This is a genomic window from Streptomyces sp. NPDC001508 (assembly GCF_040298665.1).
Classification (GTDB): Bacteria; Actinomycetota; Actinomycetes; order Streptomycetales; family Streptomycetaceae; genus Streptomyces.
The window spans coordinates 60923-87922 of sequence record NZ_JBEPAP010000017.1; the positions used below are offsets into that span (position 1 = coordinate 60923).

The window sequence follows — 27000 nt, forward strand, 5'->3', positions numbered from 1 at the left end:
GCCAGCGGTCCGGCCAACCTCGGTCGGAAAGGGGCGCGCCCCCGATCTCGTGGGCGCGCCCCGCCGCTGCGCGGCTGCGGTGCGGGTGCGTCAACTCAGCGGTTGCACCCGGAGGTTGCGGAACCGCACGGTGTTCCCATGGTCCTGCAGACGGATCGCCCCGGCCGACGGTCCCTCCGGCGCACCGCCGCCGGTCGGCCCGTCGATCGCGATGTCGTCGTGGACCTTCTTGCCGTTCCACATGACCGTCACCCGCGCGTCGGCGGTCTTACGACCGCTGTCGTCAAACCGTGCCGCGCGGAACGTGATGTCGTACGTCTGCCAGGTATCCGGCGCCGTCGCCGCGTTCGTGTCGGGTGCCTTCTTCAGATAGATCGCCCCGGCCTCGTTGGTGTCGAGCGTGGTGTCACCGTACGAGTCGAGGATCTGCAGCTCGTAGCGGTCCTGAAGGTAGACGCCGCTGTTGCCGCGGTTCTGGCCGGTGACATCGTCCGGTAGCAGTGGAACCCGGAACTCCACGTGCAGCTTGAAGTCCTGGTAGGCCTCCTTGGTGCGGATGTCGCCGCAGCACAGCTCCATCGACTGCTCGGCGGCGAGCGGCCATGCCACGCGCCGCCCGTCCGGATGCTGCCACTGCGCCTGGGAGGCGGTGGTGCCGTCGAAGAGGGTGACCGTGGCGCCGTGCGGACGCACGGTGATCAGATCGAGGTTGACATGACCCGTGTCTCCGGCGTCGAAGCGGTACGCGAGGGTGTTGTGGCCCGCGCGCAGGCTGACGCGTTCGGTCTGGGTCGACCAGGCGTCCCATGTGCCGGTGGAGGGGAGCTTTGTCTGGCGTAGCTTCTCCCCATTGGCGTACAGGGAGAGGGACTTGGTGCCCTGGAAAGGGTTGGGGCCGTTCGAGTAGCGCAGGTTCACGTCGTACTCGCCGGCCTTGGGGACCGTCACGTCGAACGTCGTGGCCACCTTGCCCTCGGTGCCGTAGCGGTCGGCGAAGCCGCTGCCCGAGTACCCGGTGTGGTCGGTGTGGACGCCGGCCGTGCCGGTCAGGCGCGCCTCCTCGGCCTCGTACAGCGTGGCGGGCGGCGGCTGCTTTCCCGGCAGCGCGTTGAGCGTGTACCAGGCCTCCGTGCTCCATAGCGTCTCGCCGGACGCGGAAGCGAAGGGGCGCGGCGAGCGCACGTGCACGACGCGGCCGGGCTTGAGCCCGTCGAGACGCAGCCGGACCGTGCGCCCGTCGGCGGCGAGCGTCACCGAGCGGACGGTGAGCCGCTCCTCGGCGATCTTCGGCCCGCCGTAGTCCGATGTCGGGGTGTAGCGCCACTGCTCGGCCTGGTAGCGGGAGGCCAACTTCTCGGCGGTGGCCTCGGACACCGGCTGGGTGTACTCCAGGTCGAAGCCGCCGGGCACGGCCCGCATCTCCTTGATATCGAAGGTGTTACCGCCGTTCGGCGTCAGTTTCTGCAAGCCGAACCTCAGCTTGCCTTCCTGACCCCAGTTGCCGTCGGCGCCCAGGCCGCCCGCGTAGATGGCGCCGTCGGGGCCCAAGGAGATCCGGTTGACGCCGGCTTCGAGCCCCTGGGTGTAGCGGAACACGGCTCCCTGGTACTGGCCCTTCACCTTCTCCAGATAGCCGCGCTGGATCCCGCCGTAGGTGACGTCACCGAAGAGCAGCTGCCCGGCGAACCGGCCCTTGGTCAAGTACAGAGGAGTGCTGGGGGAGTTGGCGATCTCGTTGTGCGGCAGCCACAGCACCGGCTGGGTGACGGGACGGTCGTCGAAGGGGCCTGACGGCTCGGTGAAGTGGTTGAAGAAGCGGTCCTGCTTGATCTGGACGAGCTTGCTGGCCGGGAGCCAGCCACCCTGGTTGTCGGTGGTGAAGATGCCGCCGCCCGGGCCCCAGCCGATCCCGTTGGGTGTGCGCAGACCGCCCGCGATCGGATGGATCTTCCCCGTCTTCTTGCTGATCCGGTATGTGGTGCCGCGGCCCGGGGCCGGTTGCGGCGTGGTGGTCGCCCCGCCGTAGTTGATCGCGACGGACAGGTTCACATAGAAGTAGCCGTCGCGGTAGAGCAGCCCGAAGGCGAACTCGTGGAAGTTCCCGCTGTAGGGCCAGGTGGCCACGGTGCGGTACTCGTCGGTGACGGAGTCGTGGTCGGTGTCGACGAGCCGGGTCAGCTCGTGCTTCTGCGACACATAGAGGGAGCCGTCGACGTACTTGATGCCCATCGGCTCGCGTAGCCCGCTCGCGACCTTCTTGACGGTCACCTTGTCGCGGCTGGTGTTCCCGGTGACATGGTCGAGGAGGTACACCTCGCCCGCCTCGTTCTGAGACCCGCCCCATGTGCTGAGGGCGAGCCGGCCGTCGGGCAGCCAGTCCATACCGGTGACCTGCGGCTCGAACCCGTCCGGGCGTAGGTCGGTGAGGGTGAGGTCGGGGCGCACATCGGTGAGCGGCAGTCCGTCACCGGGGCTGTCCGCGCCGGCCTCGCACTCCTTGCGGCCCGGCGACGTGACCCGTACGACCCCGGCGTCGGTGGTCAGCGACTCGCGCGGCACGACGGTGAAGCCGGTGGCGCCCGGCGGCCGCCAGGCGAGCGTGAGCTGCTGCCCGCCGTCGCGCTCGAAGTAGTCGATGCGGAACGGGTGGGAGCCTTCGGTGAGTTCGACGGTCCCGTCCTTGGGTTCGGCGGCGTGCAGCCCGTCGTGGTCGATGACCGCACGGTCGTCGATGGTGAGCCGTGACCCGTCGTCGCTGGTGAGACGGAAGGTGTACGTCCCGCCCGCGGGAACGACGAGGTAACCGGAGGCCTGCGCCGAGAAGTTGTCGGCGAATCCGCCGAAGTCGTCGGTCGAGGACCAGTCCACGGTCGGCATCAGCTTGTCGTGGTTGGGCGTCTGGCCCGGCTTGAGCGTGCACAGCTTGGACAGCGGGACCTGGGTGTCGAAGACGCGCAGGGTGACACCGGGTTCCTGGGGCGGGATGTCGGCGGGTGCGGCGGCGGACGGGGGCGCGGTCGCTGTCCCGCCGGCGAGGAAGCCGCCGACGAGCAGAGCGGTGAGCTGTCTTCGGGCGCGACGGAACGCATGTGGGTGCATCGGTCCTCCAGGACGGGACCGGAGGCCGCCGGATCGCACTCCGGTCGAGCGGTACGGAAACGCGGTGCTGAAGCCGAAGAGTCGGTACGCCTACGGTTGCGCCGTCACGCTAGGGGACTTCTGCCGAGCGCGTCCATACTTTGTCATCAGTGAGTTCAAAGTCCGCCCGTCCGAGCCGAGTTGGTCGTTGGCGGCGAGCCTGTGCGCAACTGAGTGCGCGGTGCGCATGCTCGTGGAGATCCGTACCGACCACGCAACCGAGTGGGCCCCTATGAAGACCGCGGGCCGGGAACGCCGAACTGCGGCGGGCCGACGGCGGGCGCTGCGGCGGCCGACCGCGGGCGCAACGGCCCGGCAGCGGTACCTTGCCGCTCCGGGGTCCAGCGGGAGGAACGCCCCGGCAGCCCTCGTGCTCAACTCGACGGCCGAGTTTCGGCACGGGGTGGCAGGCCGTTGTCGGGCACTTCGACAGCGGACCGTGAAGAGGGCTCTCTACGTCGGCGGCGATGCAACGCCGTCCCTCGACTCGCCAAGGAAAGCCGCCCCTAGGGGCAATGCCGCTGTTTTAAGTGGTGGTCTTGGGTTTTCGCTTGGTCGGGGCGGTCTTGGACGCGGGAACGATGGTGACCGCCTCGACCGGCGGGGCGGTGGGCTGGGGCCAGGTGCGGTGGTGGGCGCGTTTGAGGCCCCAGTTGGACATCTTGCGCTTGACGACGCGGGGGAACGCGCGGAGTCTGCGGACGGGTAAGAGGCGTCGGAGGATCTCGGCGAGGGTGCGGTCCCAGGCGGCGGCGAGGCGGTCAGGGGGAAAAAGCCGCCTGGGCGGGGACCTGGCGGCGCACGACGCGCAGGGAGCGGGTGAAGGACAGCCGGTCGGGGTCGGTCCCGGCCTGGGCTGCGGCCTGGTGCATGACCTGGCGGACGGCGTGGTGGACCAGGAGGAAACCGTAGACCTCCTGCTCGACACCGTCGGGATACCTGGAGCGCAGGACCACGTCCGGGCCGCGCTGGTGGACCTTGATCTCGTCCAGCACCCCTTCCACTTCCCACCGCTCGTGATACAGGGCCGCCAGTTCCGCCGCCGGTGCCTGGCCGGGGTCGAGGATTGTGGTGATCAGCCGGATCGGGCCGGCCTCCTCGTGGCCTGCGACGGTGTACTCCACCACCCGCACCAGCTGCCCGTGCGCGCGCCGCTTGTCCCGGGCTGCGTAGATCTCCGACAGGTACGAGCCGTCCGCGTACTGCTCGCGTACCACCAGCACAACATCCGACTTGATCCGCCACAGCAGGTCGGCGCCCGTCGCGGCGGCGGCCTGCCACCGGTCGTAGCCGGGGAAGTTGCGGTCCGCCAGCAGCAGCATTCCCGGCTGAAGCTGGGGCAGCAGGGTGTCAGCGAGCTGCGTCTCGGCCACCGTGCACGGGCCGGTGGCCGCGGCGAAGACCGCATGCGTGCCGCACTCGGCCAGCACCACCAGCCGCACCTGCGGGAACGCGCTCCTCTTGTCCCCGCGCCCGGACCCCGGCCGTCCGAAGAACGCGTCGTTGTCCTCCGTGTCCGCCACGTCCAGCGTGGTGCCGTCCACTGCCACCAGCCGCCGCCCCCGATACCAGGCGCCGACCGTGTCAGGCGTGGCAACCGGACGGCACACCCGAGCGAACAACGCCTGCAGCGGCTCCGACCCCAGCCGGGCACGCGCCCGGGAGATCGCCCCGGTCGAGGGCACCTCCCACCTGCCCCGCCACCGGCCGGCCCAGGCCAGGCCCTCGCTCAGCAGCCGAGCGACCTCCTCATACGCCTGCCCGGAAAACAGACACATCGCCAGCACGAAGTAGACCACCACCCGCGCCGGCAGCAGCCGACTCCGCTTCTCGCCCCGCCCCGTCTCAGCGACGACCTCATCGACCAGCTCAGCCGGAAACACCCGCGTCAGTACCCCCAACGCGATCCGGTCCGACAACCGCTCCACAACCGGCGGCTTCACCTGCCCAGCCCGTGGCACCAGCATCCCTCCCGGCCACACGCTACAAGCAACTCACCCCAAAGTCAGCGGCATTGCCCCTAGGGGAGGGTGAGCGGCCTTGGCGTATAGGCGTGGACCGAGTCGATTCAGGCAGCATCACCGCAGGTCACGTGCAAGGAGACGCGGACGGCGACGGGTTCGTGGTTTACGGCAGTTGCCAGTCCACCGGCTGGGCGCCCTGGCCGGTCAGCAGGTCGTTGGCGCGGCTGAACGGACGGGAGCCGAAGAAGCCACGGTCCGCCGACATCGGAGACGGGTGCGCGGACTCGACCGCCGGCAGTTCCCCCAGCAGCGGACGGAGATTGCGGGCGTCACGGCCCCACAGGATCGACACCAGCGGCTTCCCGCGCCCGGCCAGCGCGCGGATGGCCTGCTCGGTGACCTCCTCCCAGCCCTTGCCCCGGTGCGCCCCCGGACTGCGCGGGGCGGTCGTCAGCGCCCTGTTGAGCAGCAGTACGCCCTGCCGGGTCCACGGCGTCAGGTCGCCGTTGGACGGCCTGGGCAGCCCGAGGTCGGAGTGCATCTCCCGGAAGATGTTCTCCAGGCTGCCCGGCAAGGAACGCACTTCCGGGGCCACCGCGAAGCTCAACCCGATCGCCATACCGGGCGTCGGATAAGGGTCCTGACCCACGATCAGGACGCGGACGTCGTCGAAGGGCTGCTGGAAGGCCCGCAGGACATTCGCCCCGGACGGAAGATACGTCCGGCCCGCCGCGATCTCGGCCCGCAGGAAGTCCCCCATCGCGGCGATCCGTTCGGCGACCGGCTCAAGAGCCTTCGCCCAGCCTGCTTCAACAAGTTCATGCAAAGGTCGTGCTGCCACAGCGCGTCACTCTACTGGCACACGCAGACGCCCCGCATACCCAGGGGAGCCTGCGCACACGGGCCGCCCCGCAGGCGCTACTCTTCGTCCTCGTCGAGGTCTCCGAGCCGGTCGAGCAGATCACGCAGCCGGTCGCCTGGAAGGAGGGGAGCTTGTTCCACTCAGCACTCAGGCCACTCCGCCATGGTCACCGTCCTCGGTCCATCCTTCGGCCCCGATACCCAGCTCCCGGGACCTCCGGACCCGCGGTCGGTCTGTCCTTCTCGGTCGCGCCCGAGGCGCGCCCGCTGCCGCCGGTGCTGCTCAACAGGGCGCTCACCTCGGCCCCGCGCGCCCTCGGCGCGCATCGCGAAAAGGACCGGTCGCTGGGCGTGGAGTCCGCCCGTCCGTCGCCCCTGTCGGCCGCCCGTGGCCTCTTCGGCTCCCGTCCGTTCGGCCGGGCCGACGACCTGCTGGTCCAGCAGGGGGGACAGCCGGTGGACCGGCGCCTGCCGTGAGCCGTACCGCAGCCGGGGCCGGATTCCTCGCCGTCGACTCGGGGGCGTCGGGGCTCAGGGTCACGGTCGGGATCGCCGGGCGGGGGCCGTCGGCCGAGCGGGAGTCGTCAGAACCGGTCAGGACCGGGCCGCGGGGCATCGATCCCGCCCATCTGCTGGAACAACTCCTGCCCATGGTCCGCTCGTTGAGCGTCGAGACCGGGGTGACCGAGCCGGCCGCGGCGGTCGTCGGCGCCGCCGGGTTCGCCACCCTGGGCGACGCCCTGCGCGCCGAACTGCCGGGCGCCCTCGCACGGGAGCTGGGCGTACGGTCCGTCGTGCTCGCCGCCGACGCGTTGACCGCCTATGTGGGCGCCCTCGGGTCGCACCCCGGTGCCGTGGTGGCGGGGGGTACGGGGCTGATCGCCGTCGGCACCGACCTGACGGGCTGGCGGCGGGCGGACGGCTGGGGCCATCTGCTCGGCGACTGCGGCAGCGGTGCCTGGATCGGCCGGGCCGGTCTTGAGGCGGCGCTGCGCGCCCACGACGGGCGCGACGGCGGCTCGGCCGCGCTGCGGGCCTGCGCCGAGGAGCAGTTCGGCCCGCTGCCCGGACTGCCCGGACTGCCCGGACTGCTGTATCCGCGTTCCGACCGGGCCGCGGTCCTCGCCTCCTTCGCGCCCCGGGTGGCCGCCTGCGCGGAGCGGGACACCGTCGCGGCGGGCATCCTGCGCATGGCGGCCCGGGACATCGCCGGGTCCGCCGCCGCGGTCTGCCCGGTGTCCGGCTCGCCCCAAGTGGCCCTCACCGGCGGCCTGTTCCGGATGGGTGACCCGCTCCTTCGCCCGCTGGAACAGGAGTTGGCGAAGCGGCTGCCGCACGCGTCGCGGGTGCCCGCCCAGGGCGATCCGCTGCACGGCGCGGTGCGGATCGCCACGGACCTCGCGACCGGGCTGCTCTCCCTGCCGAGCGATGAAAAGATGGTGTACACGGTGACCCGCTGACGCTCGCGAAAGCAGGGAGGGGCCCCTTCTGATCCGTACGCAACCCATCAGACAAAACCGGACGGATACCGCTCACCTGCACCCTCCCCGAACAGGGGAGCCCAGGAAGCCAGTAAAATGCGGCGCCATGAGTTCCCCCACTGGGCCCGCGTCCGGCCTGCCAGTACGAATGCCGCGACCCCGCCAGCCCGGACGGCACCGCCGCCCCGAACCGCTGGTGGCTCCCGAGGGCGCGCCCGCGCTCGTCCTCGCGGTGCCGGGCACGCCCAGCGCCACCACGCGCAGCCTCGCCGAGGACGTCGTGAGCATCGCCCGCTCCGAGCTGCCCGGCCTGGACGCCCGGATCGGGTACGTGGACGGGGACAACGCGGAATTCCTCACGCTGCAGTCCGTGCTGACGCAGGCCGCCGAGGAGCGCATCGCCCGCTACGAGCAGGCCCTCGCCGCCGGTGCCGAGGTCAAGGAGCCCGACGGTCCGGTGGCCGTCGTCGTGCCGCTGCTGGCCGGCCCGGACAACGCGCTGCTGCGCCAGGTCCGCCAGGCCGTGATGGAGAGCAGGGTCGCCGCCGAGCTGACGGATGTGCTCGGCCCGCACCCGCTGCTCGCCGAGGCGCTGCACGTGCGGCTGTCCGAGGCGGGCCTGGCCCGTGCCGACCGGGCGCGCCTGTTCACCGTGGCGACCGCCGCGGACGGCATCATCCTGGCCTCCGTGGGCGGTGACGAGGCCGTGCAGGCGGCCGGCATCACCGGCATGCTGCTCGCCGCGCGGCTGGCCGTGCCGGTGATGGCGGCGGCCCTGGACCAGGACGGCTCGATCGCGTCCGTCGCCGAGCAGTTGCGTTCCTCCGGTGCGCAGCAGCTGGCGCTGGCTCCGTACCTGATCGGCCCCGAGATCGACCCGGGCCTGCTGGCGGCGGCGGCCACCGAGGCGGACTGCCCGGCCGCGGAGGCGCTGGGCGCGTACCCGACGATCGGCAAGCTCGCCCTGGCCCGGTACACGACGGCGCTCGGCATCACCCCGCAGCAGCCGCAGAGCACCCCGGCCCACTGAGCCGGACCGGCACGGCGCCCGCACGCGTCGGGGCCCGCTCCGCAACGGAAGCGGGCCCCGCGCCGCGCCGGAAGACAGGCCCGCACCGGGCATACGCGGTCCGGGCAGGACGCGGTGTGTGTCAGCCGAAGACCACGCAGGAGGCGGCGGGCACGTCCACCGAGCCGTCGTAGCGGGGCAGTCCGGTGGCCGGGTCGACCGCGAACCAGGTGATGTTGCCGGAGCGCTCGTTGGCGGCGTACAGGAAGCCCGCGTTCTCGGCCAGCGCGCGCGGCCAGTGGCCGCCGCAGGGCACCGTGCCGGTCAGCCGCAGTCCCGCGCCCTCGACGGCGAACACGGACAGGACGTCCTCACCGCGGGTGGCGGTCCACACGAAGCGGCCGTCGGGCGAGGCGACGATGCCCGACGGATAGGCGTCACCGGCCGGCGCGCCCGGCAGGACCGGGGTCTCGGTCAGTGGCCGCAGGGAGCCCGCCTCGGCGTCCCAGCGGCACACGGTGACGGTCGGGGTCAGCTCGTTGACGACGTAGGCGAACGTGCCGTCCGGGTGGAAGGCGAGATGGCGGGGGCCGCAGCCGGGGCGCAGGGCGATCTCGCGGTGCAGCACGGGCGTCCCGCCATCCAGGGTGCACACCCGTACCGAGTCCGTGCCGAGGTCGACGCTGACGGCCCAGCGGCCACTGGGGTCCGGCTGCACCTGATGGGCGTGCGGGCCGCGCTGGCGCCGCTCGTGCGGGCCCGCGCCGATGTGCTGGAGCACGCCGGAGCGGGCGCCGGCCAGTGTGCCGTCGGTGCGCACGGGTACGGCGGTGACGCTTCCTGAGCCGTAGTTGGCGGTGAGCACATGTCCGGCGTGCAGGCTGAGATGGGTGGGGCCGCTGCCGCCGACCGGCACCGGCGGTCCGGCCAGGGCCGGTTTGTCGTCCTTGATCCGGTACGCGGCCACCGCGCCGTCGGCCGTCTCGCTGACGGCGTACAGCGTGTCCCCGTCGGGTGACAGGGCCAGGTACGAGGGATCGGGGACGCCGTCGACGCTGCCGAGTACGGCGAGTGCGCCGCTGTCCGGGTGGACGGCGGCCGTCACCAGCCCGGGTCCGCCCGCCGCCGTGAACGACCCGATGAACGCCCTGTGCCGCCTGTAGCCGTCTGCCACCGCTGTCCCCTCTCGTACGTGTCGCGTCCGCGGCTGACGGTAGCAGTCGATCTTGGCGGTCTAGACCAAGCGGGGGGAGGCGTGCGCCGTCGGGGTGCGGTGCGTTGGCCTGTGCGGGTGCGTTGGGCTGGTGCGGGTGCGTTGGCTTGGTGCGGGTGCGTTGGCCTGGTGCCGGTGCGTTGGCTTGGTGCGGGTGCGTTGTGGTTGAGCGCGCCGTTCCCCGCGTCCCTGGGTGGGCTGCACCGGGCGCGCGACCACAGGAGTCCCGGGGGCGGTGAGGGCCCGTGCGCCGTCGGGGTGCGGGTGTGGGGGCCTGTGCCGGTGCGTTGTGGTTGAGCGCGCCGTTCCCCGCGCCCCTGGGTGGGCTGCACCGGGCGCACGACCGCAGGAGTCCCGGAGGCGGTGACGGCCCGTGCGCCGTCGGGGTGCCGGTGCGTTGGCCTGGTGCCGGTGCGTTGGCTTGGTGCGGGTGCGTTGTGGTTGAGCGCGCCGTTCCCCGCGTCCCTGGGTGGGTGCGTCGGGGGTGCGAGCTGTCCCCGGGGGTTGCACCGTAATGGCCTGGGGTGGTACTCGGACGGCGGAGTTCGGTTGGTCGGGTGTGGGAGGGGGCGTGGGCCCCAGTTCCCGGAGGTGCGGGGGCGGGGGCGGCTCGGTGCGGCGCCGGTTCGGGGGGCGCCGTGTCGCGTCCGTTCCTACCGTGGTCGCAGGACAGCACAGGAAGGCGCCCGTATGCCCACCCACTCGATCCACCCGCACCGGCAGCCCGGGCCGTCCCGCCCCGTCCGGCGCGCCGGCGCCTGTGGCTCCCCATGACCACCGTCCAGGCACGGGAGACCGAGCCCGTCGCGGACGAACGGCGCTGGAAGGCGCTCGCGGTGTGTCTGACGGCGGGCTTCATGACCCTGCTCGACACATCGATCGTGAACGTCGCCCTGCCCTCGATGGAACACGGGCTGCGTGCCGCCCAGGCCGACCTGTCCCTGGTCGTCTCCGGCTACGCCCTCACATACGGCCTGTTCCTCGTGCCCGCCGGACGGCTCGGTGATCTGCGGGGCCGCCGGCAGACCTTCCTCATCGGCGTCGGATTGTTCACGCTGGCCTCGGCGGCCTGCGGGCTGGCCCCGACGGGCACCTGGCTTGTGGTGTTCCGGTTGCTGCAGGGTGTGGCGGGCGGACTGATCGCACCGCAGGCGTCGGGGCTGATCCAGCAGATGTTCCAGGGCACCGAACGGGCCCGCGCCTTCGCCGCGTTCGGCAGTGTCGTCGCCGTCTCGACGGCCGTCGGACCGCTCGCGGGCGGGCTGCTGATCGAGGTGTCCGGCAGTTGGCGCTGGGTGTTCTACGTCAACCTGCCGATCGGTTTCGCGGTGTTCGCGGCGGCGCTGCGGCTGCTGCCGAGGACCGTGCCGCGCGGCAACGCCGGTGAGGGTTTCGACGTACCGGGCGTGCTGCTGCTCGGTACCGGCGCGCTCGCGCTGATGCTGCCGCTGGTACAGGAACAGGCCTGGCCCGGCCGGGGCAAGTGGGCCCTGGTACCCGTGGCGGTGCTGCTGCTCATGGCGTTCTGGGCGTGGGAGCGGCGGCAGGGCGGGCTCGGCCGGGGCCCGCTCCTGGACCTGCGGTTGTTCACGCTGCGGTCGTTCTCGCTGGGCGCGCTGCTGAGCCTCGTCTACTTCGCCGGGTTCACCTCGGTGTTCTTCGTCTACAACCTGTTCCTGCAGAACAGCCTGGGCTACAGCGCGCTGGCCGCCGGGATGGCCGCGATGCCGTTCGCGGTCGGCTCCGCGGTGGCGGCGCTGGCCGGCGGCCGACTGGTGGTCCGCCATGACCGCAGGCTGGTGGTGTTCGGGCTGGCCGGGGTGGCGGTGGGGCTGGTGGGCGCCATCGCGGCCGTGCAGCGGGTGCCGGGCCCGGGCGTCGGGTGGGCGGCGGCGCTGCCGCTGCTGGTCGCCGGGGTCGGCTCCGGTCTGACCGTCTCCCCCAACACCACGCTGACGCTCGCCCAGGTACCGGTGCGGCGGGCCGGGGCGGCCGGCGGGGTGCTGCAGACCGGGCAGCGGATCGGGGCGGCGGCCGGGATCGCCGCCGTGGGTGCGGTGTACTTCGCGCACCTCGCCAACCACGGGCGGGCCGTGGACGCGCTCCGGCTGGGCTTCGCGGCCTCGCTGGTGTTCGTGCTGGCGGCGCTGGTGCTGGCCGTCGCGGACCTGCGGGAACTCGGCCCGGACAGCTGAGCGACCGCCACCGGCCACCAGACGACCGAACGGCCGCCACCCACCGACGCCCGCCGGCTGACCCGCCACCACCCGCCGACACCCGACGACCGACCCACCGCCACCTGCTGACACCCGACGACGGACTTGCCGCACCCGCCGGCACCCGACGACCGACCGGCCGCCACCCGCCGACGCCCGCCCGCTCGGGTCGCTACGAACGGCCTCCAGGTCGGCCGACGACCGACCGCCACCCACCGACACACCGGCCGACGCCCGCCGGCCGACCCGCCGCCACCCGACGACGGACTTGCCGCACCTGCCTCCACCCGACGGCCCACCGACCGCCACCCGACGGTGCCCGCCCCCTCGAATCGCTACGAGCGGCCTCCGGGTCGGCCGGCGCTACGAGCGGCGTCGGGGGCGGCCCCGCTTGGTTCCCTTGGGCGTGGTGGAGCGGCCCTGGCGGGTGCGGCCGGTGGAGCCGCCCGCCGTGGGCTGCTGCCGGCCGGCGGCCTCGGGGCGCTTCCCCTTCGGCACGGGCTGTCCGGGCTGGAGGGTGCCCCGGCCGCGGGTGCTGTTGACGGTGCGTCCGCGCACGATCCCGATGAGGTCCTCGACCAGGTCGGTGGTGGCGTCCTCGGGCCAGCACAGGGCGACGGCCGACTGCGGGGCGTCGACGACCGTGCGGTAGGTCAGGTCCCTGCGGTGGTGCAGACGGGCCAGTGACTGGGGGACGACGAGCAGACCCACACCGGCCGCGACGAGTTCGACGGCTTCGGCGGTGCCGGCGGGCCGCTCGAAGGCCGGCTCGCCGGGCGGCGCGTCCCAGCCGAGGACGTCGTCGAGGGGGTGGCAGACCACCTCGTCGGCGAGGTCCGCGAGGGTCACCTCGTCCGCGGCGGTGATCAGGTGGTCCTTGGGGACCACCACGACCGTCGTCTCGGTGTACAGGGGGATCGCGCTGAAGAACGTCCGGTCGACCGGTAGCCGGACGAGCCCCGCGTCGGCCGCGCCGGTCCGCAGCACATCGGCCGCCTCGGCGGCCGGTACCTGGACGAGGGCGAGCGGGATGCCGGGCAGGCGCTCGTGCCAGATCCGCGCCCACTTGGCGGGCGTCGCTCCGGGGACGTACGCGAGCCGGAACGGCGGTGTCTCCTGCGGGCCTGTCACCGGGCCAAGCCTACCGGCCGCGGCCGGCGCCCCCGTACCCGGCGATACCCTGGCCTCATGAAGTCGCAGCAGAACCCCCAGACGATGAAGCCCGCGACCGCGGCGAAGAAGCTGGGTGTGTACCTCCCCGCCACCCCCGCACCGTTCCAGGAGGGTGTCGTCACGCGTGCCGAACTCGACCGGCTCCAGGCCGAACCGCCCGAGTGGCTGCGCGAGCTGCGACGCGACGGCCCGCATCCGCGTCCGGTGGTCGCGGCGAAGCTGGGCGTGTCCATCGCGGGTCTCGCCCGCGGCGGGGTGACCGAGGCGCTCACCACCGAGCAGATCGAGTCGCTGAAGCAGGAGCGGCCCGAGTGGCTGGAGCGGGAGCGCGCCACCCAGGCCGGGGTCCGCAAGGAGGCGGCACGGCTGAAGGAACTGCGCAAGGAGCAGGCCGGGCAGGGCTGAGCGCCCCGCCCGGCGCGGGCCGGTTCAGCCGTCCGACGGCACCTTCAGCTCGTCCCAGCTGACCTGCCGGGGATGCCGTCCGCGTCCTTGCCCTTGAAGCCCAGCTTGCGCTGCCAGGCCGCGTAGGACGTGCGGTCCGCCTCGGTCCACTGCGGGCCCGGCCCCCGCTCGTAGTGGCCGCGCCCCTCGGCGACGAGCCGGCGGCCCATCGAGGTGATCACCGCCGCCTTCCGCTCCGTGTGGAAGAAGGCGCTGCCCGGGAAGGGTGCCTACGACGGTTTGGGCGCCGGCTTCGGCTGGTGCGGCTCCCCGCAGCCCGTGCCGCCCCCGCCGCCCTGTCCGGCCGGGCGGGCGGCGATGCGCCCGCGCATCCCGTCCATGGTGAAGCCGCGCGGATCCTGCTTGCCCGGCTGCCACTCCTTGTGGCCGATCACCGAGCGCTCGCTCCAGCCGTAGTGCCGGCAGAGGGCGGCGGCGACCCGTGCGATGGCGTCGTTCTGCGCCTTGGGCCACGGGTCCTTGCCGTCGCCGAGGTTGACGCACTCGAAGCCGTAGAAGTGCCGGTTGCCGTCGGTGTCGGCCTCGTTGCCGGGCGGCGGCTTCGGCTCGCCCACGACGGCCCGCAGCATGTCACTGTCGCCGAGGCCGGCGTTGGCGCGGCCGTTGCCGACGAGGTGGACGTGGCCCTTCTCCCGGCCGCATCCCACAGGCGTGGGGGGCGTTGTCAGTGGCTCGTCCTACAGTTCCCATCACTTGATCACTGCGGTGCGGGGAGGCACACATGGGGTGGGTGACGGCGGGCGACTACGAGGTCGCCCTCGACGGCGGGAAGGTGGTGTGCCGCAACGCTGCCGGACGGCAGCTGAAGTCGGTCCCGGCCAAGCTCGCGGACGATCCCGCGGTCGTCGGACTGCGGCAGCTCGCCGATTGGCTGGAGCGGCACGAACAGCGGTGCCTGGCCGACGTGGAGCGGTGGATGGTGCGCTCGCTGCCGGTGCCGCTCGCCGTCCTCGGCCGGGTGTGGCCCGACCCGGCCTGGCAGTCCGCGCTGCGCGACGTCGTCGTCATGGGAGCCGACGGGCAGGTGGCCGGCTTCCTGCGGGACGCCGACCCCGAGCGCGGGCTCGGTCTCGTCGACCTCGACGGCGACACCGTGCGCACCACGCCCGAACTCGTCCGCATCCCGCACCCCGTCCTGCTCGCCGACCTGGAGGAGCTGCGGGAGTTCGCCGTCGAACTCGGCGTCGAGCAGCGCGTCCAGCAGCTCTTCCGCGAGGTGTGGCACCGCCCGGTGGCGCTCGACGCCGAGGGCACGGAGGTCGCGGACTACGCGGGCGGCGCCTACAAGGAGCTGCGCTTCCTGCACGGCCGGGCCACCCAGCTCGGCTACCGGGTGCGCGCGGGACACGCGGTCTGCCCCGTGCTGGAGGAGGGCCGCGGCAGCGAGGCCCGGGTCTGGGTCGGCGACTACGACGGCTACGAGGAGACGGAGACCGGTCCGCTCCAGTGGGCCGACCCCGCGGGGCGGGCGCTGAAGCTACGTCAGGTGGGTCCGGTCGCCTGGTCCGAGGGCATGCGGATGGCAGCCGCGCTGTACGCCGGGCGGGACATCGAGGACGAGGAGCGGGCGGCATGACGGCCACGACGTACGACGACACCACCACGGCCGCGCTGCTGGAGGCGGGCGCCGTCCTGCCGCCGGGCAGCACCGGGCGCGAGGACGCCGACGTCCTGACCGTGCGCGCCTACGGCCACCCGGCCCTGGGCGAGCGGCGCGTCGTCCGGCTGGTGCCGGGCACCCTCGGTGAGGCCGAGGATCTCGCGCTGGAGTTCCTCGGCCTGGTCCGCGAGCCCGAGACGCCCGAGGTCGGGCAGGTGCGCCGGGAGACGCTCGGCTTCCCCGCCTGGGCGCTGGTCAACGACCCGGCCAACGGACACCACGCGCTGGCCCTGGTCAAGGACGTGGAGCGGCTCGCCCGCCAGGCCAAGTCCCGGCCGGGCGCCGCGAAGGAGGGCTTCGAGGCGCTCGCCGACCGGCTCGGCCGGACCGTGCCGCACTTCCTGCCCACCTTCCACGAGCAGGCGGCCCGGGTCTTCCTGGAGCAGGAGAACACGACGTACGCCGCGGCCTTCTTCGGCAAGGCCCGCGAGGCCGAGCGGGTGCACGCGCTCACCGTGGACGAGGAGCGGCAGCGCGCCGTCTTCCTGGAGTTCGCGTTCGCCGGCGCGCTCACCGTCAAGGCCCTCAAGGAGCATGTGAAGGACCTCGCCCGCCGGCTCGAACCCGCCGCGGCGTGGGCGCAGTTCCGGCAGCTGACGGTGGAGCGGTGCGCGGCCGGCATGCCGCCGTACGCCTCGCTGCCGCAGGACGCCCGCGGGCTCATCGCGGCGGCCGGACTGCCCCGGGTCACCGAGGAGTGCGCCCTGGTCGCCGACCTGATCGCCTCTCCCGCCGCCGTCCGGGCCCCGGCGTCCTTCTGGACCGCCTGTCGCGCCACGCTCGCGGTCCTCGCCGCACAGCAGCCGGCCGTCCGGGCCCGGCTGCTGGAGATCATGCCGTCGGGGCTGGGCCGCTCCGTCGAGGACGACGAGTTCTGGCTTTCCCTGCTCACCGAGAGCGGCGCGGACCGGCTCCTGACCGGTGAGGACGACACGGCCGGCACGACAGACACCGGCGACACGACAGACACCGGCGACACCGCAGACCCCGCCGCCGCAGACACGGCCGACGAGGTCGACCCGGCGGACTGGCTGAGCCGTTGGGCGGCCTTCCGTAAACACGGTGGCAGCATCTCCCGCCGCTCCCCCGCCACGCTCGCGCTCGTGCGGCGGATGGCGCCTCGGCTGCGCGCGGCCGGCCGTCCGGTCGATCTGTTCACCGGCCGCTGGCACGCCGGCGCCGACCTCGATCTGCTGGACCTGTGCGTGGCCGAGGGCGTGCCGCTGGCTCTGCCCGGCCCCGAGGTGGCCGTGAACCTGGCGCTGGACGGCTGGTTCTCCGACGACGCGCCGGGCCGGCGCGACCTGGTGGCCGTTGCCGCGGATCCGCGGTTGCGCCGCCTGCTGCACCAGGCCGTCGGCGCCCTGGGCAACGGCCGGACGGCGGACGAGGTGCTGCGCCACACCGCCGCCCACCCGGTGCTGGGCGAGGTGCTGCGCGAGTGGCTGGACGAGGCCGCCGAGCGGTACACGCGCGCGGTGGGCCTGCCCGCTGCCCGCGCCGAACTCGACCGGATGCGCCCCTTCCGCACGGTGGCCGCCGAGGTGGGCTCCGCCGCCGTCGCGCGGGTCGCCGGGCACCAGGTCGCGCCCCTGCTCGCAAGGACGCTGCGCGCCGGCATCCTGGACGAACTGGGCTGGCCCGCCCTGGAGGACGCCCTGCGGCTGCTGGACACCGAGACCAAAAAGGGCGAGGACAACACGCTGACCGTGCACGAGGCCTGGCCGGCGCTGATCCTGGCCCGCCGGCACAAGGCGGTCGTGGTCGGTCCCGAGGAGATCCTGCTGGAGCACGACCTGCGGCTGCCCGCCGAGCTGGACCGCTGGCAGCGCCCCCGGTTCCGGTACGTGGACGGCGAGTTGCTCGTGATGTGGCGCAAGAGCAGCAAGCAGTACGGCTACTGGTCCGCCCGCCCCGCCGAGGTGTTCACCCTCGGCGGTGAACAGATCCCCACCTGGTGGTCCGGCCACGACATCGCCGGCCCTTCCCTTCCGCTGCCCGGAGGCGGCCGCGCCACCGGCGGGCGCACCCTGCACGCCGGGGACACCGTCCTGCCGCCCGGCCGCCCCGTCCTCGGGGACGGCACCTCCTACTGGCGGCAGGGCCGGCAGGAGCGGCAGACCGTCTGGCTCGAATACGACCCGGCCACGGGCACCCACGGGCGGTCGTCCCTGCCCGCCCTGCTGCGCTCGGGCATCCGGGAGGAGGCGGCCCTGCGGCCCGCCTCCTGCGAGGTGCTGCCGCTGCAACCCGGCCTGGAACACAGCCCGTTCGGCACGGACGGCACCGTGCTCGGCCGCTGGGTCCGTACCGAGGGACAGGGCGCCGAGGCCCTGACGACCGCCGGGACACCGGACGGGCGGACGGTCGCCCTGCGGGCGGACCGCGACGGCCGCACCGCGGGCATCCCGCTGGGCGCGCTGCGGCTGCCCGGCGGGGCCGAGCCGGTCGCCGTGCAGTCGCAGCTCAAGATCGGCCTGTTCGCGGCCGACGACACCTCCCCGGGCGGTGAACTCGGCCGGGTCACCCAGCACGAACAGGGCGGGGAGTTCGCCGCCGGCACCCCGTTCGTGCCGCCCGTCGCCTTCTGGCACGCGCTGCGTCCCCGCGACGAGCGGGGCTCGGCGGTGCTGCGCGCCCTGACCGACGGCCTGGCGGCCGAGCTGCTCGACCGCGCGGCGACCGCGCTGGCCGGGCGGCAGAAGGCACTGGACCAGGCCGGGGACCAGGCCGCCAGGGCCGCCGTGCCGGCCGCGGACGAGGTCGTCCTCGGGGCCCTGGCTCCTGCCCTGCCGCAGCTCACCGACCCGCGGCTGCTGACCGGCGTGGCCGCCCTGGTCCGCACGGCGCTGCGCCTCACCGAGTCCGCCGCCGTCTTCGCAACGCCCCCGCAGGAAGGGCCGCGTGAGCCCCGCAACCGGACCGAGGGCATGTTCGCCGACTACCGCCCCCGGCACGGCGAGGACCGCACTCTGCACGAGGCCACCGACGGGCTCGCGCCGCTGAACGGCTGGTGGGGCGGGTCGCAGTGGAGCGTGCTGCGCCAGATCCGGGCGGTGAACCACGTGCTGTCCGGGCGGCCCGCCGACGGCAGGCCGCTGCCCGACCGGGAACGGCTCGCCGCCCTGACCGACGGCTGGCACAGCGAGGCGTACACCGTGCCCGGCAACGGCATGGTGTGGCCGTCCGTGCTGGCCGCGCTGCGCCCGCTCGCCTACCGTGCCGCCTCGCCCGCCCTGCCGGACGCGGAACGGGAGGCGCTGCTCCTGCTCCTGGAGGCGATCACCGAAGGACCGCTCGCGGACCCTGCCGGTGTGCTCCGCGAGGTCGTGCTGAGCGAGCCGCACGACAAGCAGCAGCGCGTCGGCCAGGTGCTGCGCCGCGGCGCCCGCACCGTGGTGGTGCTGGGCTGCCAGAGCGTCGACTCCCAGCACGAGCGCGTCAACTGGCTGGCCCTGGACCACGACCCGTCCGGCGGGTTCGGCGCGGTCGCCCACTTCCTGCTGGACAAGGAGAGGCGGCACGCCTCGGACCTGTCCGCCGAACGGCTCGCCGCCGTCACCGCCCTGATCCGGGACAAGGGCGCCGCACCGTGGCAGCCCGACGCGCCGACCGCGCTCACCGCCGCGACAGGCGAGGGTCTCGGCCCGCTCCAGGCCGCCGTGCTGCTGGCCGGCCGGCCGCAGCGGCCCGGCGCCGAGGCGCTGGCCGCCCTCGGGCTCAAGTCGCGGCAGAAGGACCTGGCCGACAGCATGCTGGGCGCCCTCGGGCAGCCGGAGGCGGCGGCGCTGGTCGGGGCCCTGCTGCCCGCGGACCCCGCCGACCTGTGGACGGTCGGACCCGACACACAGGCCGCGGCCCGGGTGTGGGCCGAGCGTCACGGCTCACTCGTCCGCCTGCCCGAGGAGGTGGCCGGCGACCTCCCCGGCATGTCCGTCGGCGCCGCCGAGGCCGTCCTGAACCCCGGCCGGACGCCGTGGCTGAGCCGCACCACGGTCCAGCGGCCCGACAAGGACGGCAACCTGACCGCGGACGACCCCGCGGCCCTCCCCGGCCGCTACGACCTCACCCGGGCCGTCGACGCGCTCGCCGCGCTCGCCTACGGCCTGCCGTACGGGCATCCGTTGCGCGCCGCCCTGCCGGACGGCCTGGCCGCCCTGCGCCGGCGCGTCGCCGACCCGGAACTCCTCCTCGACCTCGACGTGCAGTGGACCGAGAAGGGCGGATCGACCTCGGCCGAACTGCGCAAGGCGTACGGCCTTCCCGAACGGGCGGGCGCCGACGCGCAGGGCTTCACCCGGATCGGCGACGCGCTCGTGCTGCGCCCCTGGTACCAGAGCGCCGAGACCGTGCTGGTCCGCCCGGCCGGGCTCACCGGACCGGACGACGCCGTCTTCGGTCTCGTCGCGGGGCTGGTGGGCCAGGGCCGCGGCGGCGGACTGCGGGCGCTGCGGGCCGTCCTGGGCGAGGAGCTTGGCCGGGCGCTCGCCGCCGGTGCCACGGGCCCCGCGGGATACGCCCAGGACCCGGCCGTGGGCGCGCCCGCGCTGGTCGCCGAGGTCGCCGCCGCGCACGGCCTGAGCGAGGACGCGGCGGCGCTCTACCTCCAGTTGCTGGCCCTGCCCGATCCGACGGACCGCAACTGCGCCCGCTGGACCGGCTGGAAGCCTGCCCGGACGAAGAAGGCCCGCGCCGAACTGGCCGCGACCGACCTGGTCGTGACGGCCAAACGGCCGCGCGCCGGGCGCACCCTGTTCCTGCCCTGCGGCTGGCACGACCTCAAGTCCCCGGCGCTGCCGGTGGAGACCTGGAAGGAAGGGCTCTACCCGATACCCGGCCATCTGCGCGCCGTTCCGCTGCTGCCGGTGCCCGAGCTGTTCGCCCGCGCCTGGCAGCGGGTGCGGGCGGGCGACGCGCCGGCGTACGAGGAGCTCACCACGCGGGCCACCCGCAGGGGGCGCCGCCGATGACCCCGCCCTCGTCGGCCGGCCCCGCCGACGAACGCCCCGAGGGACCGGGCGCCGCCGTGCGGCGCCCGGTGCCCCGGGCCGAGAACGACCGACGTCCGCACCACCCCGAAGGACTGTGCCGATGACCACCGCCCTCGCCCCCGACCCCACACGGCAGATCGTCCCGCCCGAGGAGCGTCACGCCGCCGAACTGGCCTTCCTCGCCGCGTACGACAGCGGGCCGCGACCGCCCGCGTGGCGGCTCACCCCGCGTGCCGCCGTCACCTTCGTCATGGGCAGCGACGGCCGGGCGCTGCGGCTGCCCGACGACGCCGACGTGCCGGACGGGACGCCGCGCCGGCTGGTGGTGGAGGGCAAGTTCGTCGGCGACCGGGCCCTGGTGGAACGGTGCGTCGTCACCCTCGCCGGGGAGCGCGGCCTGCTGCTGGTCGGCGAGCCCGGCACCGCCAAGTCGATGCTCTCCGAACTGCTGTCGGCCGCCGTGTGCGGGACCAGTGGGCTGGTGGTGCAGGGCACCGCGGGTACCACCGAGGACCAGCTCAAGTACGGCTGGAACTACGCCCTGTTGCTGGCACAGGGGCCCAGCCGGGCGGCGCTGGTGCCCTCCCCCGTGCTGACCGCGATGAGCCGCGGCGGTATCGCCCGCGTCGAGGAGGTCACCCGCTGCCTGCCCGAGGTGCAGGACTCCCTGGTGTCGCTGCTGTCGGAGCGGCGTATCGCGGTGCCCGAACTGGCGGGCAGCGACGACGCCCTGGCGCACGCCGCGCCCGGGTTCAATCTGATCGCCACCGCCAACCTGCGCGACAAGGGCGTCTCCGAGATGTCCGCCGCGCTCAAGCGCCGCTTCAACTTCGAGACCGTGGGCCCCATCGAGGACCTCGACACGGAGACCGCGCTGGTGCGCGGCCAGGCCCGGGCGTCGGTGGAACGTGCGGGTGCGCCCTTCCAGGTCGACGACGCCGTGCTGGAGGCCCTGGTCACCGCGTTCCGGGACCTGCGGGAGGGGCGGTCGGCGGAGGGCTGGGAGGTCGAGCGGCCGTCCACCGTGATGAGCACCGCGGAGGCGGTGGCCGTGGCCGGTGCGCTGGGGCTCGCCGCCGCGTACTTCCCCGGGGACCGCGATGTGCTCGGGCTGCTGCCGGGGCACCTCCTGGGGGTCGTGCGCAAGGACGACCCGGCGGACGCGGCCCGGCTGCGCGGGTACTGGGACGGTCCGGTCCGGCGCCGGGCCGAGCAGGGGTCGGCGACCTGGCGCACCCTGTGGGACCTGCGCACCGTGCTGGAGGGCTGACGGCCGTGCCCTTCGCCAGCGCCTCCCCCGCCGTGCCCCTCGCCACCGCCTCCCCCGAAGAAGCCGTCGCCGCCCTCACCGATCCGGCGGCGCCCTACCTCATCGGCGTACGGCATCATGCGCCGTCGCTGGCCGCGGCCGTGCCCGCGCTGCTGGCCGCGGCGCGGCCGGACGTGCTGCTCGTCGAGCTGCCCGCGGAACTGCAGGACTGGCTGCCCTGGCTCGCCCACGAGGAGACACGGGCCCCGGTCGCCCTCGCTGCCGCACCGGCCGCCGGGGGCGGTGGTCCGGCGTTCTATCCGTTCGCCGACTTCTCGCCCGAGCTCGCGGCGATCCGCTGGGCGACGCGGCACGCCGTACCGGTCGTAGCCTGCGATCTGCCGCTCGCGGACCGGGCGTGGAGCGTGAACCGGACGCTGCGGCACCCGCGGGCGGACGCCACCATCGGTCCGGACGCCGACGGAGGCGCGGAGGCCGACAGGGCCGACAGGGCCGACGGATGCGGGCCCGCGCCGGAGCCGGGGGCGCCCGGTCTCTCCGGGGCGCTGCGCTCGCGGCTCACCGGCCGTCCCGGTGACGATCTCTGGGACCGGCTCGTGGAGGCCGCCGCACCGGGTTCGCCGCCGGAGGCGCTGCGACGGGCGGCGCTGCTCGCGGGGTGGGCGCTGCGCGCGGACGCGACGGCCTCGGGTGGTGTCCCGGAGCTGGATCTGCGGCGCGAGCGGTGGATGCGCGCGTGTCTGGCCGCCGCCACCGCCGGGGGTGAGCGGGCCGCCGTGGTCGTGGGCGCCTTCCACGCTCCGGCACTGCCCGCCCCGGTCACCGCGCCGGAACAGCCGCCGGCGGACGGGGGAAGCCCGGCGGACGGCCGCGGGCCGGGGTCCGCGGACCCGGCGCGCCCCGTCTGGACGACTTCGCTCATCCCCTACACCTACGCGCTCCTCGACGAGCGTTCCGGCTATCCCGCGGGGATCCGTGACCCGGAGTGGCAGCACCTGGTCCTCGGCGCGGCGGGCGACCCGGCCGCGCTGACGGACGCCCTGACCCGGGCGGCCGTACGGATCTGCGCGCAGCTGCGGGCCCTCGGACATCCGTCGGGTCCCGCCGACGCGCGCGAGATCAGCCGGCTCGCCGGTGACCTCGCGCGGCTGCGCGGGCTGCCCGCGGCCGGCCGGGGCGAGCTGGTCGAGGCGGTGCAGACGGTGCTCGCGCAGGGCGAGCCGTACGGGCGGGGACGGGCCGTGGCCCGGGCGATGGAGAAGGTGCTCGTCGGCGCCCGCACCGGCCGGCCCGCGCCCGGCGCACCGCGCAGCGGCCTCGGCCCGGCGGTGGAGGCGGAGCTGGCGGACCTGGGACTGCCCGGCCCCGGTGCCGACGGGCCGGGCGGCGCCCGGGACCTCCGGCTCGATCCGCTCCGTTCCGAACTCGACCGCAGGCGGGAACTCCTGCTGCGCCGGCTGACGGTGTGCGGCGTGCCGTACGCGGAGGCCAAGGAGGTCGTCGGCACGGGCGGGGCCGAGGCGCTGACCTCCCGCTGGGAGGTGCGCTGGACCCCCGCCACCGCGGCGATGCTGACGGCGGCCGGGGCCCGCGGGGTCACGCCCGCCCAGGCCGCCGAGGGCGTGCTGCGCGAGCGGCGGCGGGCGGAGCGGGACGAGGGCGGGCCCACGGCCGCGCAGACCCTCACCGGGCTGACGCAAGCGGCGGAGTGCGGTCTGTCCGGGCTCACCGACGAGCGGCTCGCCGACACCGCCGCCGTGCTGCCGCAGTCCGGGACGCTGCCCGAACTCCTCGCCGGACTGGCCCTGTCGGACCGGCTGCGGGCCGGCCATGTACCCGGTCTCGACGCCACTGCGGAACGGACCGGGCGGGCGCGGGCCGCGGCCGAACTGCTCACGGCCGCCGCGGTACGTCAGGTGGACGGACTCACCGGCTCCGAGGATCCCGCTGACGCTCGCGCCCTGCTCGAACTCGCCCATCGCGCAGACGTGCTGGGCGGCATACGGCTGACCGACGCACTGGCCCGGCTGGCGGCCGGCGGCTCCCCGCTGATGCGCGGTGCCGCCGGGGCCGTACGGGTGCTGCTCGGGCACGAGGACCCCCGTGCCCTCGGTGCCCGCGTCGCCTCCTGGGTCGACGGGGCCCGCGACCCCGACTCCCGGTCGGCCCTCACCGCCCGGCTCGCCGGGCTGCTCACCGCGGCGGGCCCGCTCCTGGAGTCCGCGGCCCCCGCCCTGGAGCCCCTGCTCGATGGGGTGTCGGAGCTGTCCGACCGGGACTTCACCGACCGGCTCCCGGCGCTTCGCGGCGGCTTCGACACGCTCAGCCCGGCAGCCCGCGACCGGCTCCTCGGCACCGTGGAGGAGCGGCTCGGCACCAGCCGTCTGGGGGACACCGCCGGCGTCGACCCGGTCGCGCTGGCCACATGGACGACGGCGGACCTCGCGGCCCGTGCGGCGCTGGGCGCGCTGGGGCTGCTGCCGCCGCCCGCGGACTTTCCGGACGAGGAGTCCGCGCCCGTACGGGCCGGCGGCGGCGCCCCCGAGGACGGCAGACACCTCACCCCCGTGGACCGCTGGCGGCTGGTGCTGGGCCGCCGCAGCGACCGGCTGCCCGCGTCTGCGGCACCGCTGGCGACCGCGCTGGACGAGTTGTACGGCGCCGGACGCGGCGAGGGCAGCCGGGGCGGCCCGGCCGGCACGGGCCGGGGCGGCCGGGAGGCGCCGTATCCCGGGGTGCGGGAGTGGTCCGAGGAACTGGCGGCCCTGTTCGGTCCGGGCATCCGTGAGGAGGTGCTGGCGGCCGCCGCCGCGGCGGGCCGGCAGGATGTGGTCGGCGAGCTGGACGCGGACAGCGTGCGGCCCTCCGTGGATCTGCTGCGCTCCGTGCTCCGGCACGCGGGCGGGCTGCCCGAGTCCCGGCTGGCCGCGCTGCGTCCGCTCGTACGGCGCCTGGTCGAGGCGCTGACCCGGGAGCTGGCCACGCGGCTGCGGCCCGCACTGCACGGCACGGCGCTGCCGCGTCCCGGGCGGCGGCCCGGCGGCGGGCTCGACCTGCCCCGCACGCTCCGGGCCAATCTGGCGACCGCGCGGCGCGGTCCGGACGGCACGGTGCGGATCGTGCCGGAGCACCCCGTCTTCCGCAGCCGGGCCCGGCGCGCCGCCGACTGGCGTCTGATCCTCGTCACCGACGTGTCGGGGTCCATGGAGGCGTCCACCGTGTGGGCCGCCCTGACCGCGTCGGTGCTTGCCGGGGTCCCGACGCTGTCCACGCACTTCCTGGCGTTCTCCACGGAGGTCATCGACCTCACCGATCACGTGGCCGACCCGCTGTCCCTGCTGCTGGAGGTCAGCGTGGGCGGCGGCACCCACATCGCCGCCGGGCTGCGGCACGCGCGCGAGCTGGTCACCGTGCCGTCCCGCACCCTGGTCGTGGTGGTCAGCGACTTCGAGGAGGGCTACCCGCTCGGCGGGCTGCTCGCCGAGGTCCGCGCCCTGGTCGGTGCCGGGTGCCAGGTCCTGGGCTGCGCGAGCCTCGACGACTCGGGCCGTCCGCGTTACTCCACCGGTGTGGCGGGACAGCTGGTCGCCGCGGGGATGCCGGTCGCCGCCCTCAGTCCGCTCGAACTCGCCCGCTGGGTAGGGGAGAAGATCGCATGAACCAGGGGCTTCCCCCGGTCGCGCCGTCCGTGACCGCCGAACTCGTCGGGGCGCTGACCCCGCGGCTGCGCAAGCGGCTGGACGCGGGCGTCACCAAGCTGGCGGGCCGGCCCGTCGTCCGCGACGGGGACACGGTACGCATCGCCGTCGACGACACGACCGACCTCGAACTCCACGCCCCGGGCGGCACGGTGACGAGCGCGGACGCCGTCCGCTGCGGCTGTCTGCTGGCCCCCGACTGCCTGCATCGCGCCGCCGCGGCCTGCGCGGCCCCGGTCGCCGCACCCGAGGCCACCGGGGAGGAAGAAACCGCCGAGGAACCGGGGGCTTGCGGGCAGCCGGGAACGGGGACGCCCGGGGCACCGGGGGCGAGGGCCGCTGCGGAATCGACCCCCGCCGGGGACGCCACCGTCGGCGCCGGTCCGGCGCCGTCCTGCGAAGACGGCGCGGTGACGGCCGGGCCGGCCGGGCCGGCCGGGTCCGAGACGGCCGGGCCCGAGACGGCCACGCCCGGTCAGCGGGCCGCCGCCCAGGATCTGCGGCACGCCACCGCCGCCGTGCTGGAGGCGGGCGCGGACGGCGCCGGAGCCGTGCTCCAGGCGGAGTTGCTGCGCGCGGCGCACACCGCACGGCTCGCGGGACTGCCCAGGGCCGCCACCGCGGCACTGTCCGTGGTCACCGCGGTACGCGCGGCCCGCTCCGCCGACCCGGCGTACCGCCTCGCCGACCTGGTCGCCGCGCTGCACGAGGTGCTGACCGTCGCGCATCTCGTCCCGCACGCCACGGGCGCGGAGCTGGCCGCCCTGCGCGGCACCGTACGCCAGCCGTACACGCCGGACGGCTCGCTGCGCCTGTACGGCGTCTTCTCCGAACCGGTGCTCACGGCGACCGGGTACGCGGGCGCCGTCACCTGGACCGCGGACGCCCAGGGGCGCCTCTACTCGGTGTCCGACGTGGCGCCCGGCGGCGCCGGCCGGGCGATGGGCGCCGCCGACCGGACCGTACGCATCGGGGACACCGCTCTGACGCACCGCGCGCTGGCCCGGGCCGGGCTCGCGGTGTCCGGTGCGACCGTCTCCCCGACCGGCCGGCTCGGTGCGGGCTCGGCGGTACGGGCGGTGCGTGCTTCCGGTGCCGCCTGGAGCGAGCCGCCCCTCGCCGGGCTGTGGGCCGTGCCCGTCGCGGACCAGGTGGACCGGGCGCTGGACGACGGCCATGACCTGCTGTTCCTGGACGTCACGCTCGTCGGCACGGTGCGCGAGACGACGGGCGAGGCCCTGTTGGCGGAGTGCGGCGGGCTGACGCTGCGGCTGGCCGCCGCCCACGACCACCCGGCGCTCCCCGACCGCGACAACCTCCGTCTGCTGGCCGCCGCGTGCGGCAGCAGGCTGCGGATCGTCGCCCGGCTCACCCCGGCCGCGCACCCCCGTGCCCTGCTGCTCGCCGCGAGCCGTCCGACGGATCCGGACACACGGGTGGACGTGGGCCTGGACCGTCTGCTGCGCTCGGATCTGCCCACCGGCCCGCCGCCAGCGGCCGGCGCACCCCGGCCCGCACCCGACGAGGCCCCGCTGTATCTGCTGCGCCGCCGGATCCAGCAGGCGGCGTCCGGCGGGCGGCGCGTGCTGGCCTTTTCCGGCGGTGACACGGCGGACCGCAGCCGGCTGCGCCGGCATGGCCTCGCGACGGCCGCCGACCTCGTCGACGCCCTGCACTCGGCCGCGGCGGACCGCGCCCGCGATCCCTTCGGCCGCCTGTTGCCGGCCGACCGGGACCGGTTCGCCCGCCGCTGGCTGGCCGCCGCCCGGTACACCGAGGAGGTGGACCGGGCGTTGTGCGCCGCGGCCTGGGGTGCGGGCCGCCGCTCCCCCGTCTCGGCGGCCCGCACGCACTGAGCACA

The 27000-nt window shown here is 74.8% G+C and carries 15 protein-coding genes and 2 pseudogenes; 10 read left to right on the forward strand and 7 right to left on the reverse strand.

The features are described from left to right. Window positions 1-90: 90 nt before the first annotated feature. From ABT245_RS17760 to ABT245_RS17775, 4 genes are all read right to left on the reverse strand, one after another. Window positions 91-3099, reverse strand: coding sequence for a 3-keto-alpha-glucoside-1,2-lyase-like domain-containing protein (locus ABT245_RS17760; protein WP_351734505.1), 3009 nt, complete (start codon window positions 3097-3099; stop codon window positions 91-93). Window positions 3100-3664: 565 nt separating this feature from the next. After that, window positions 3665-3799, reverse strand: a complete 135-nt coding sequence (locus ABT245_RS17765) for a hypothetical protein (RefSeq protein ID WP_351734507.1) — start codon at window positions 3797-3799, stop codon at window positions 3665-3667. Window positions 3800-3899: 100 nt separating this feature from the next. Continuing rightward, on the reverse strand, window positions 3900-5105 hold the full coding sequence (locus tag ABT245_RS17770; protein WP_351734509.1) for an IS4 family transposase: 1206 nt from the start codon (window positions 5103-5105) through the stop codon (window positions 3900-3902). A 160-nt stretch (window positions 5106-5265) separates the two neighbouring features. Next, the gene (locus ABT245_RS17775) at window positions 5266-5943 is read right to left on the reverse strand and encodes a uracil-DNA glycosylase (protein WP_351734511.1); all 678 of its coding nucleotides are present in this window, start codon (window positions 5941-5943) and stop codon (window positions 5266-5268) included. A gap of 218 nt (window positions 5944-6161) precedes the next feature. Here ABT245_RS17775 and ABT245_RS17780 point away from each other — a divergent pair. The 3 genes and pseudogenes from ABT245_RS17780 to ABT245_RS17790 form a co-directional block, all read left to right on the forward strand. Continuing rightward, window positions 6162-6440: pseudogene (locus tag ABT245_RS17780) on the forward strand (uracil-DNA glycosylase family protein); the annotation flags it as partial. Continuing rightward, on the forward strand, window positions 6437-7423 hold the full coding sequence (locus ABT245_RS17785) for an N-acetylglucosamine kinase (RefSeq protein WP_351734513.1): 987 nt from the start codon (window positions 6437-6439) through the stop codon (window positions 7421-7423). The pseudogene ABT245_RS17780 and the gene ABT245_RS17785, both read left to right, overlap by 4 nt. Window positions 7424-7550: 127 nt before the next feature. Continuing rightward, entirely contained in the window at window positions 7551-8474 is a 924-nt protein-coding gene (locus tag ABT245_RS17790) for a sirohydrochlorin chelatase (RefSeq protein WP_351734515.1), read from the forward strand. A 121-nt stretch (window positions 8475-8595) separates the two neighbouring features. On the opposite strand, the gene ABT245_RS17795 is transcribed toward ABT245_RS17790, so the two are convergent. Continuing rightward, on the reverse strand, window positions 8596-9627 hold the full coding sequence (locus ABT245_RS17795; RefSeq protein ID WP_351734517.1) for a lactonase family protein: 1032 nt from the start codon (window positions 9625-9627) through the stop codon (window positions 8596-8598). A gap of 809 nt (window positions 9628-10436) precedes the next feature. Here ABT245_RS17795 and ABT245_RS17800 point away from each other — a divergent pair. Then, a complete protein-coding gene (locus tag ABT245_RS17800) occupies window positions 10437-11861 on the forward strand; it encodes an MFS transporter (RefSeq protein WP_351734519.1) in 1425 nt (474 codons plus the stop codon). Window positions 11862-12245: 384 nt separating this feature from the next. Here the strand turns inward: ABT245_RS17800 and ABT245_RS17805 are convergent, their stop codons facing one another. After that, a complete protein-coding gene (locus tag ABT245_RS17805) occupies window positions 12246-13013 on the reverse strand; it encodes a LysR family substrate-binding domain-containing protein (protein WP_351734521.1) in 768 nt (255 codons plus the stop codon). A 57-nt stretch (window positions 13014-13070) separates the two neighbouring features. On the opposite strand from ABT245_RS17805, the gene ABT245_RS17810 reads away from it, so the two are divergent. Further along, a complete protein-coding gene (locus tag ABT245_RS17810) occupies window positions 13071-13460 on the forward strand; it encodes a DUF5997 family protein (protein ID WP_351734523.1) in 390 nt (129 codons plus the stop codon). 24 nt (window positions 13461-13484) lie between these two features. On the opposite strand, the pseudogene ABT245_RS17815 reads toward ABT245_RS17810, so the two are convergent. Further along, a pseudogene (locus ABT245_RS17815) lies at window positions 13485-14146 on the reverse strand (peptidoglycan-binding protein); the annotation flags it as partial. 95 nt (window positions 14147-14241) lie between these two features. Here ABT245_RS17815 and ABT245_RS17820 point away from each other — a divergent pair. From ABT245_RS17820 to ABT245_RS17840, 5 genes are all read left to right on the forward strand, one after another. Beyond that, entirely contained in the window at window positions 14242-15096 is an 855-nt protein-coding gene (locus ABT245_RS17820; RefSeq protein ID WP_351734525.1) for a DUF4132 domain-containing protein, read from the forward strand. Next, a complete protein-coding gene (locus ABT245_RS17825; protein ID WP_351734527.1) occupies window positions 15093-20150 on the forward strand; it encodes a hypothetical protein in 5058 nt (1685 codons plus the stop codon). Before ABT245_RS17820 ends, ABT245_RS17825 begins: the two co-directional genes overlap by 4 nt. A 121-nt stretch (window positions 20151-20271) precedes the next feature. Further along, the gene (locus ABT245_RS17830; protein ID WP_351734529.1) at window positions 20272-21441 is read left to right on the forward strand and encodes an ATP-binding protein; all 1170 of its coding nucleotides are present in this window, start codon (window positions 20272-20274) and stop codon (window positions 21439-21441) included. A 5-nt stretch (window positions 21442-21446) separates the two neighbouring features. Beyond that, window positions 21447-25100 carry a vWA domain-containing protein gene (locus ABT245_RS17835; RefSeq protein WP_351734531.1) on the forward strand — a complete coding sequence of 1218 codons (3654 nt, stop codon included), beginning with the start codon at window positions 21447-21449 and terminating at the stop codon, window positions 25098-25100. Beyond that, window positions 25097-26995, forward strand: a complete 1899-nt coding sequence (locus ABT245_RS17840) for a hypothetical protein (RefSeq protein WP_351734533.1) — start codon at window positions 25097-25099, stop codon at window positions 26993-26995. Before ABT245_RS17835 ends, ABT245_RS17840 begins: the two co-directional genes overlap by 4 nt. The last annotated feature ends 5 nt before the right edge of the window (window positions 26996-27000 follow it).

Coding starts and splice junctions, on each gene's coding strand:
- ABT245_RS17760 (WP_351734505.1), bottom strand. CDS start 3,099: ATGCACCCACATGCGTTCCGTCGCGCCCGAAGACAGCTCACCGCTCTG.
- ABT245_RS17765 (WP_351734507.1), bottom strand. CDS start 3,799: ATGTCCAACTGGGGCCTCAAACGCGCCCACCACCGCACCTGGCCCCAG.
- ABT245_RS17770 (WP_351734509.1), bottom strand. CDS start 5,105: ATGCTGGTGCCACGGGCTGGGCAGGTGAAGCCGCCGGTTGTGGAGCGG.
- ABT245_RS17790 (WP_351734515.1), top strand. CDS start 7,551: ATGAGTTCCCCCACTGGGCCCGCGTCCGGCCTGCCAGTACGAATGCCG.
- ABT245_RS17800 (WP_351734519.1), top strand. CDS start 10,437: ATGACCACCGTCCAGGCACGGGAGACCGAGCCCGTCGCGGACGAACGG.
- ABT245_RS17810 (WP_351734523.1), top strand. CDS start 13,071: ATGAAGTCGCAGCAGAACCCCCAGACGATGAAGCCCGCGACCGCGGCG.
- ABT245_RS17820 (WP_351734525.1), top strand. CDS start 14,242: ATGGGGTGGGTGACGGCGGGCGACTACGAGGTCGCCCTCGACGGCGGG.
- ABT245_RS17825 (WP_351734527.1), top strand. CDS start 15,093: ATGACGGCCACGACGTACGACGACACCACCACGGCCGCGCTGCTGGAG.
- ABT245_RS17830 (WP_351734529.1), top strand. CDS start 20,272: ATGACCACCGCCCTCGCCCCCGACCCCACACGGCAGATCGTCCCGCCC.
- ABT245_RS17840 (WP_351734533.1), top strand. CDS start 25,097: ATGAACCAGGGGCTTCCCCCGGTCGCGCCGTCCGTGACCGCCGAACTC.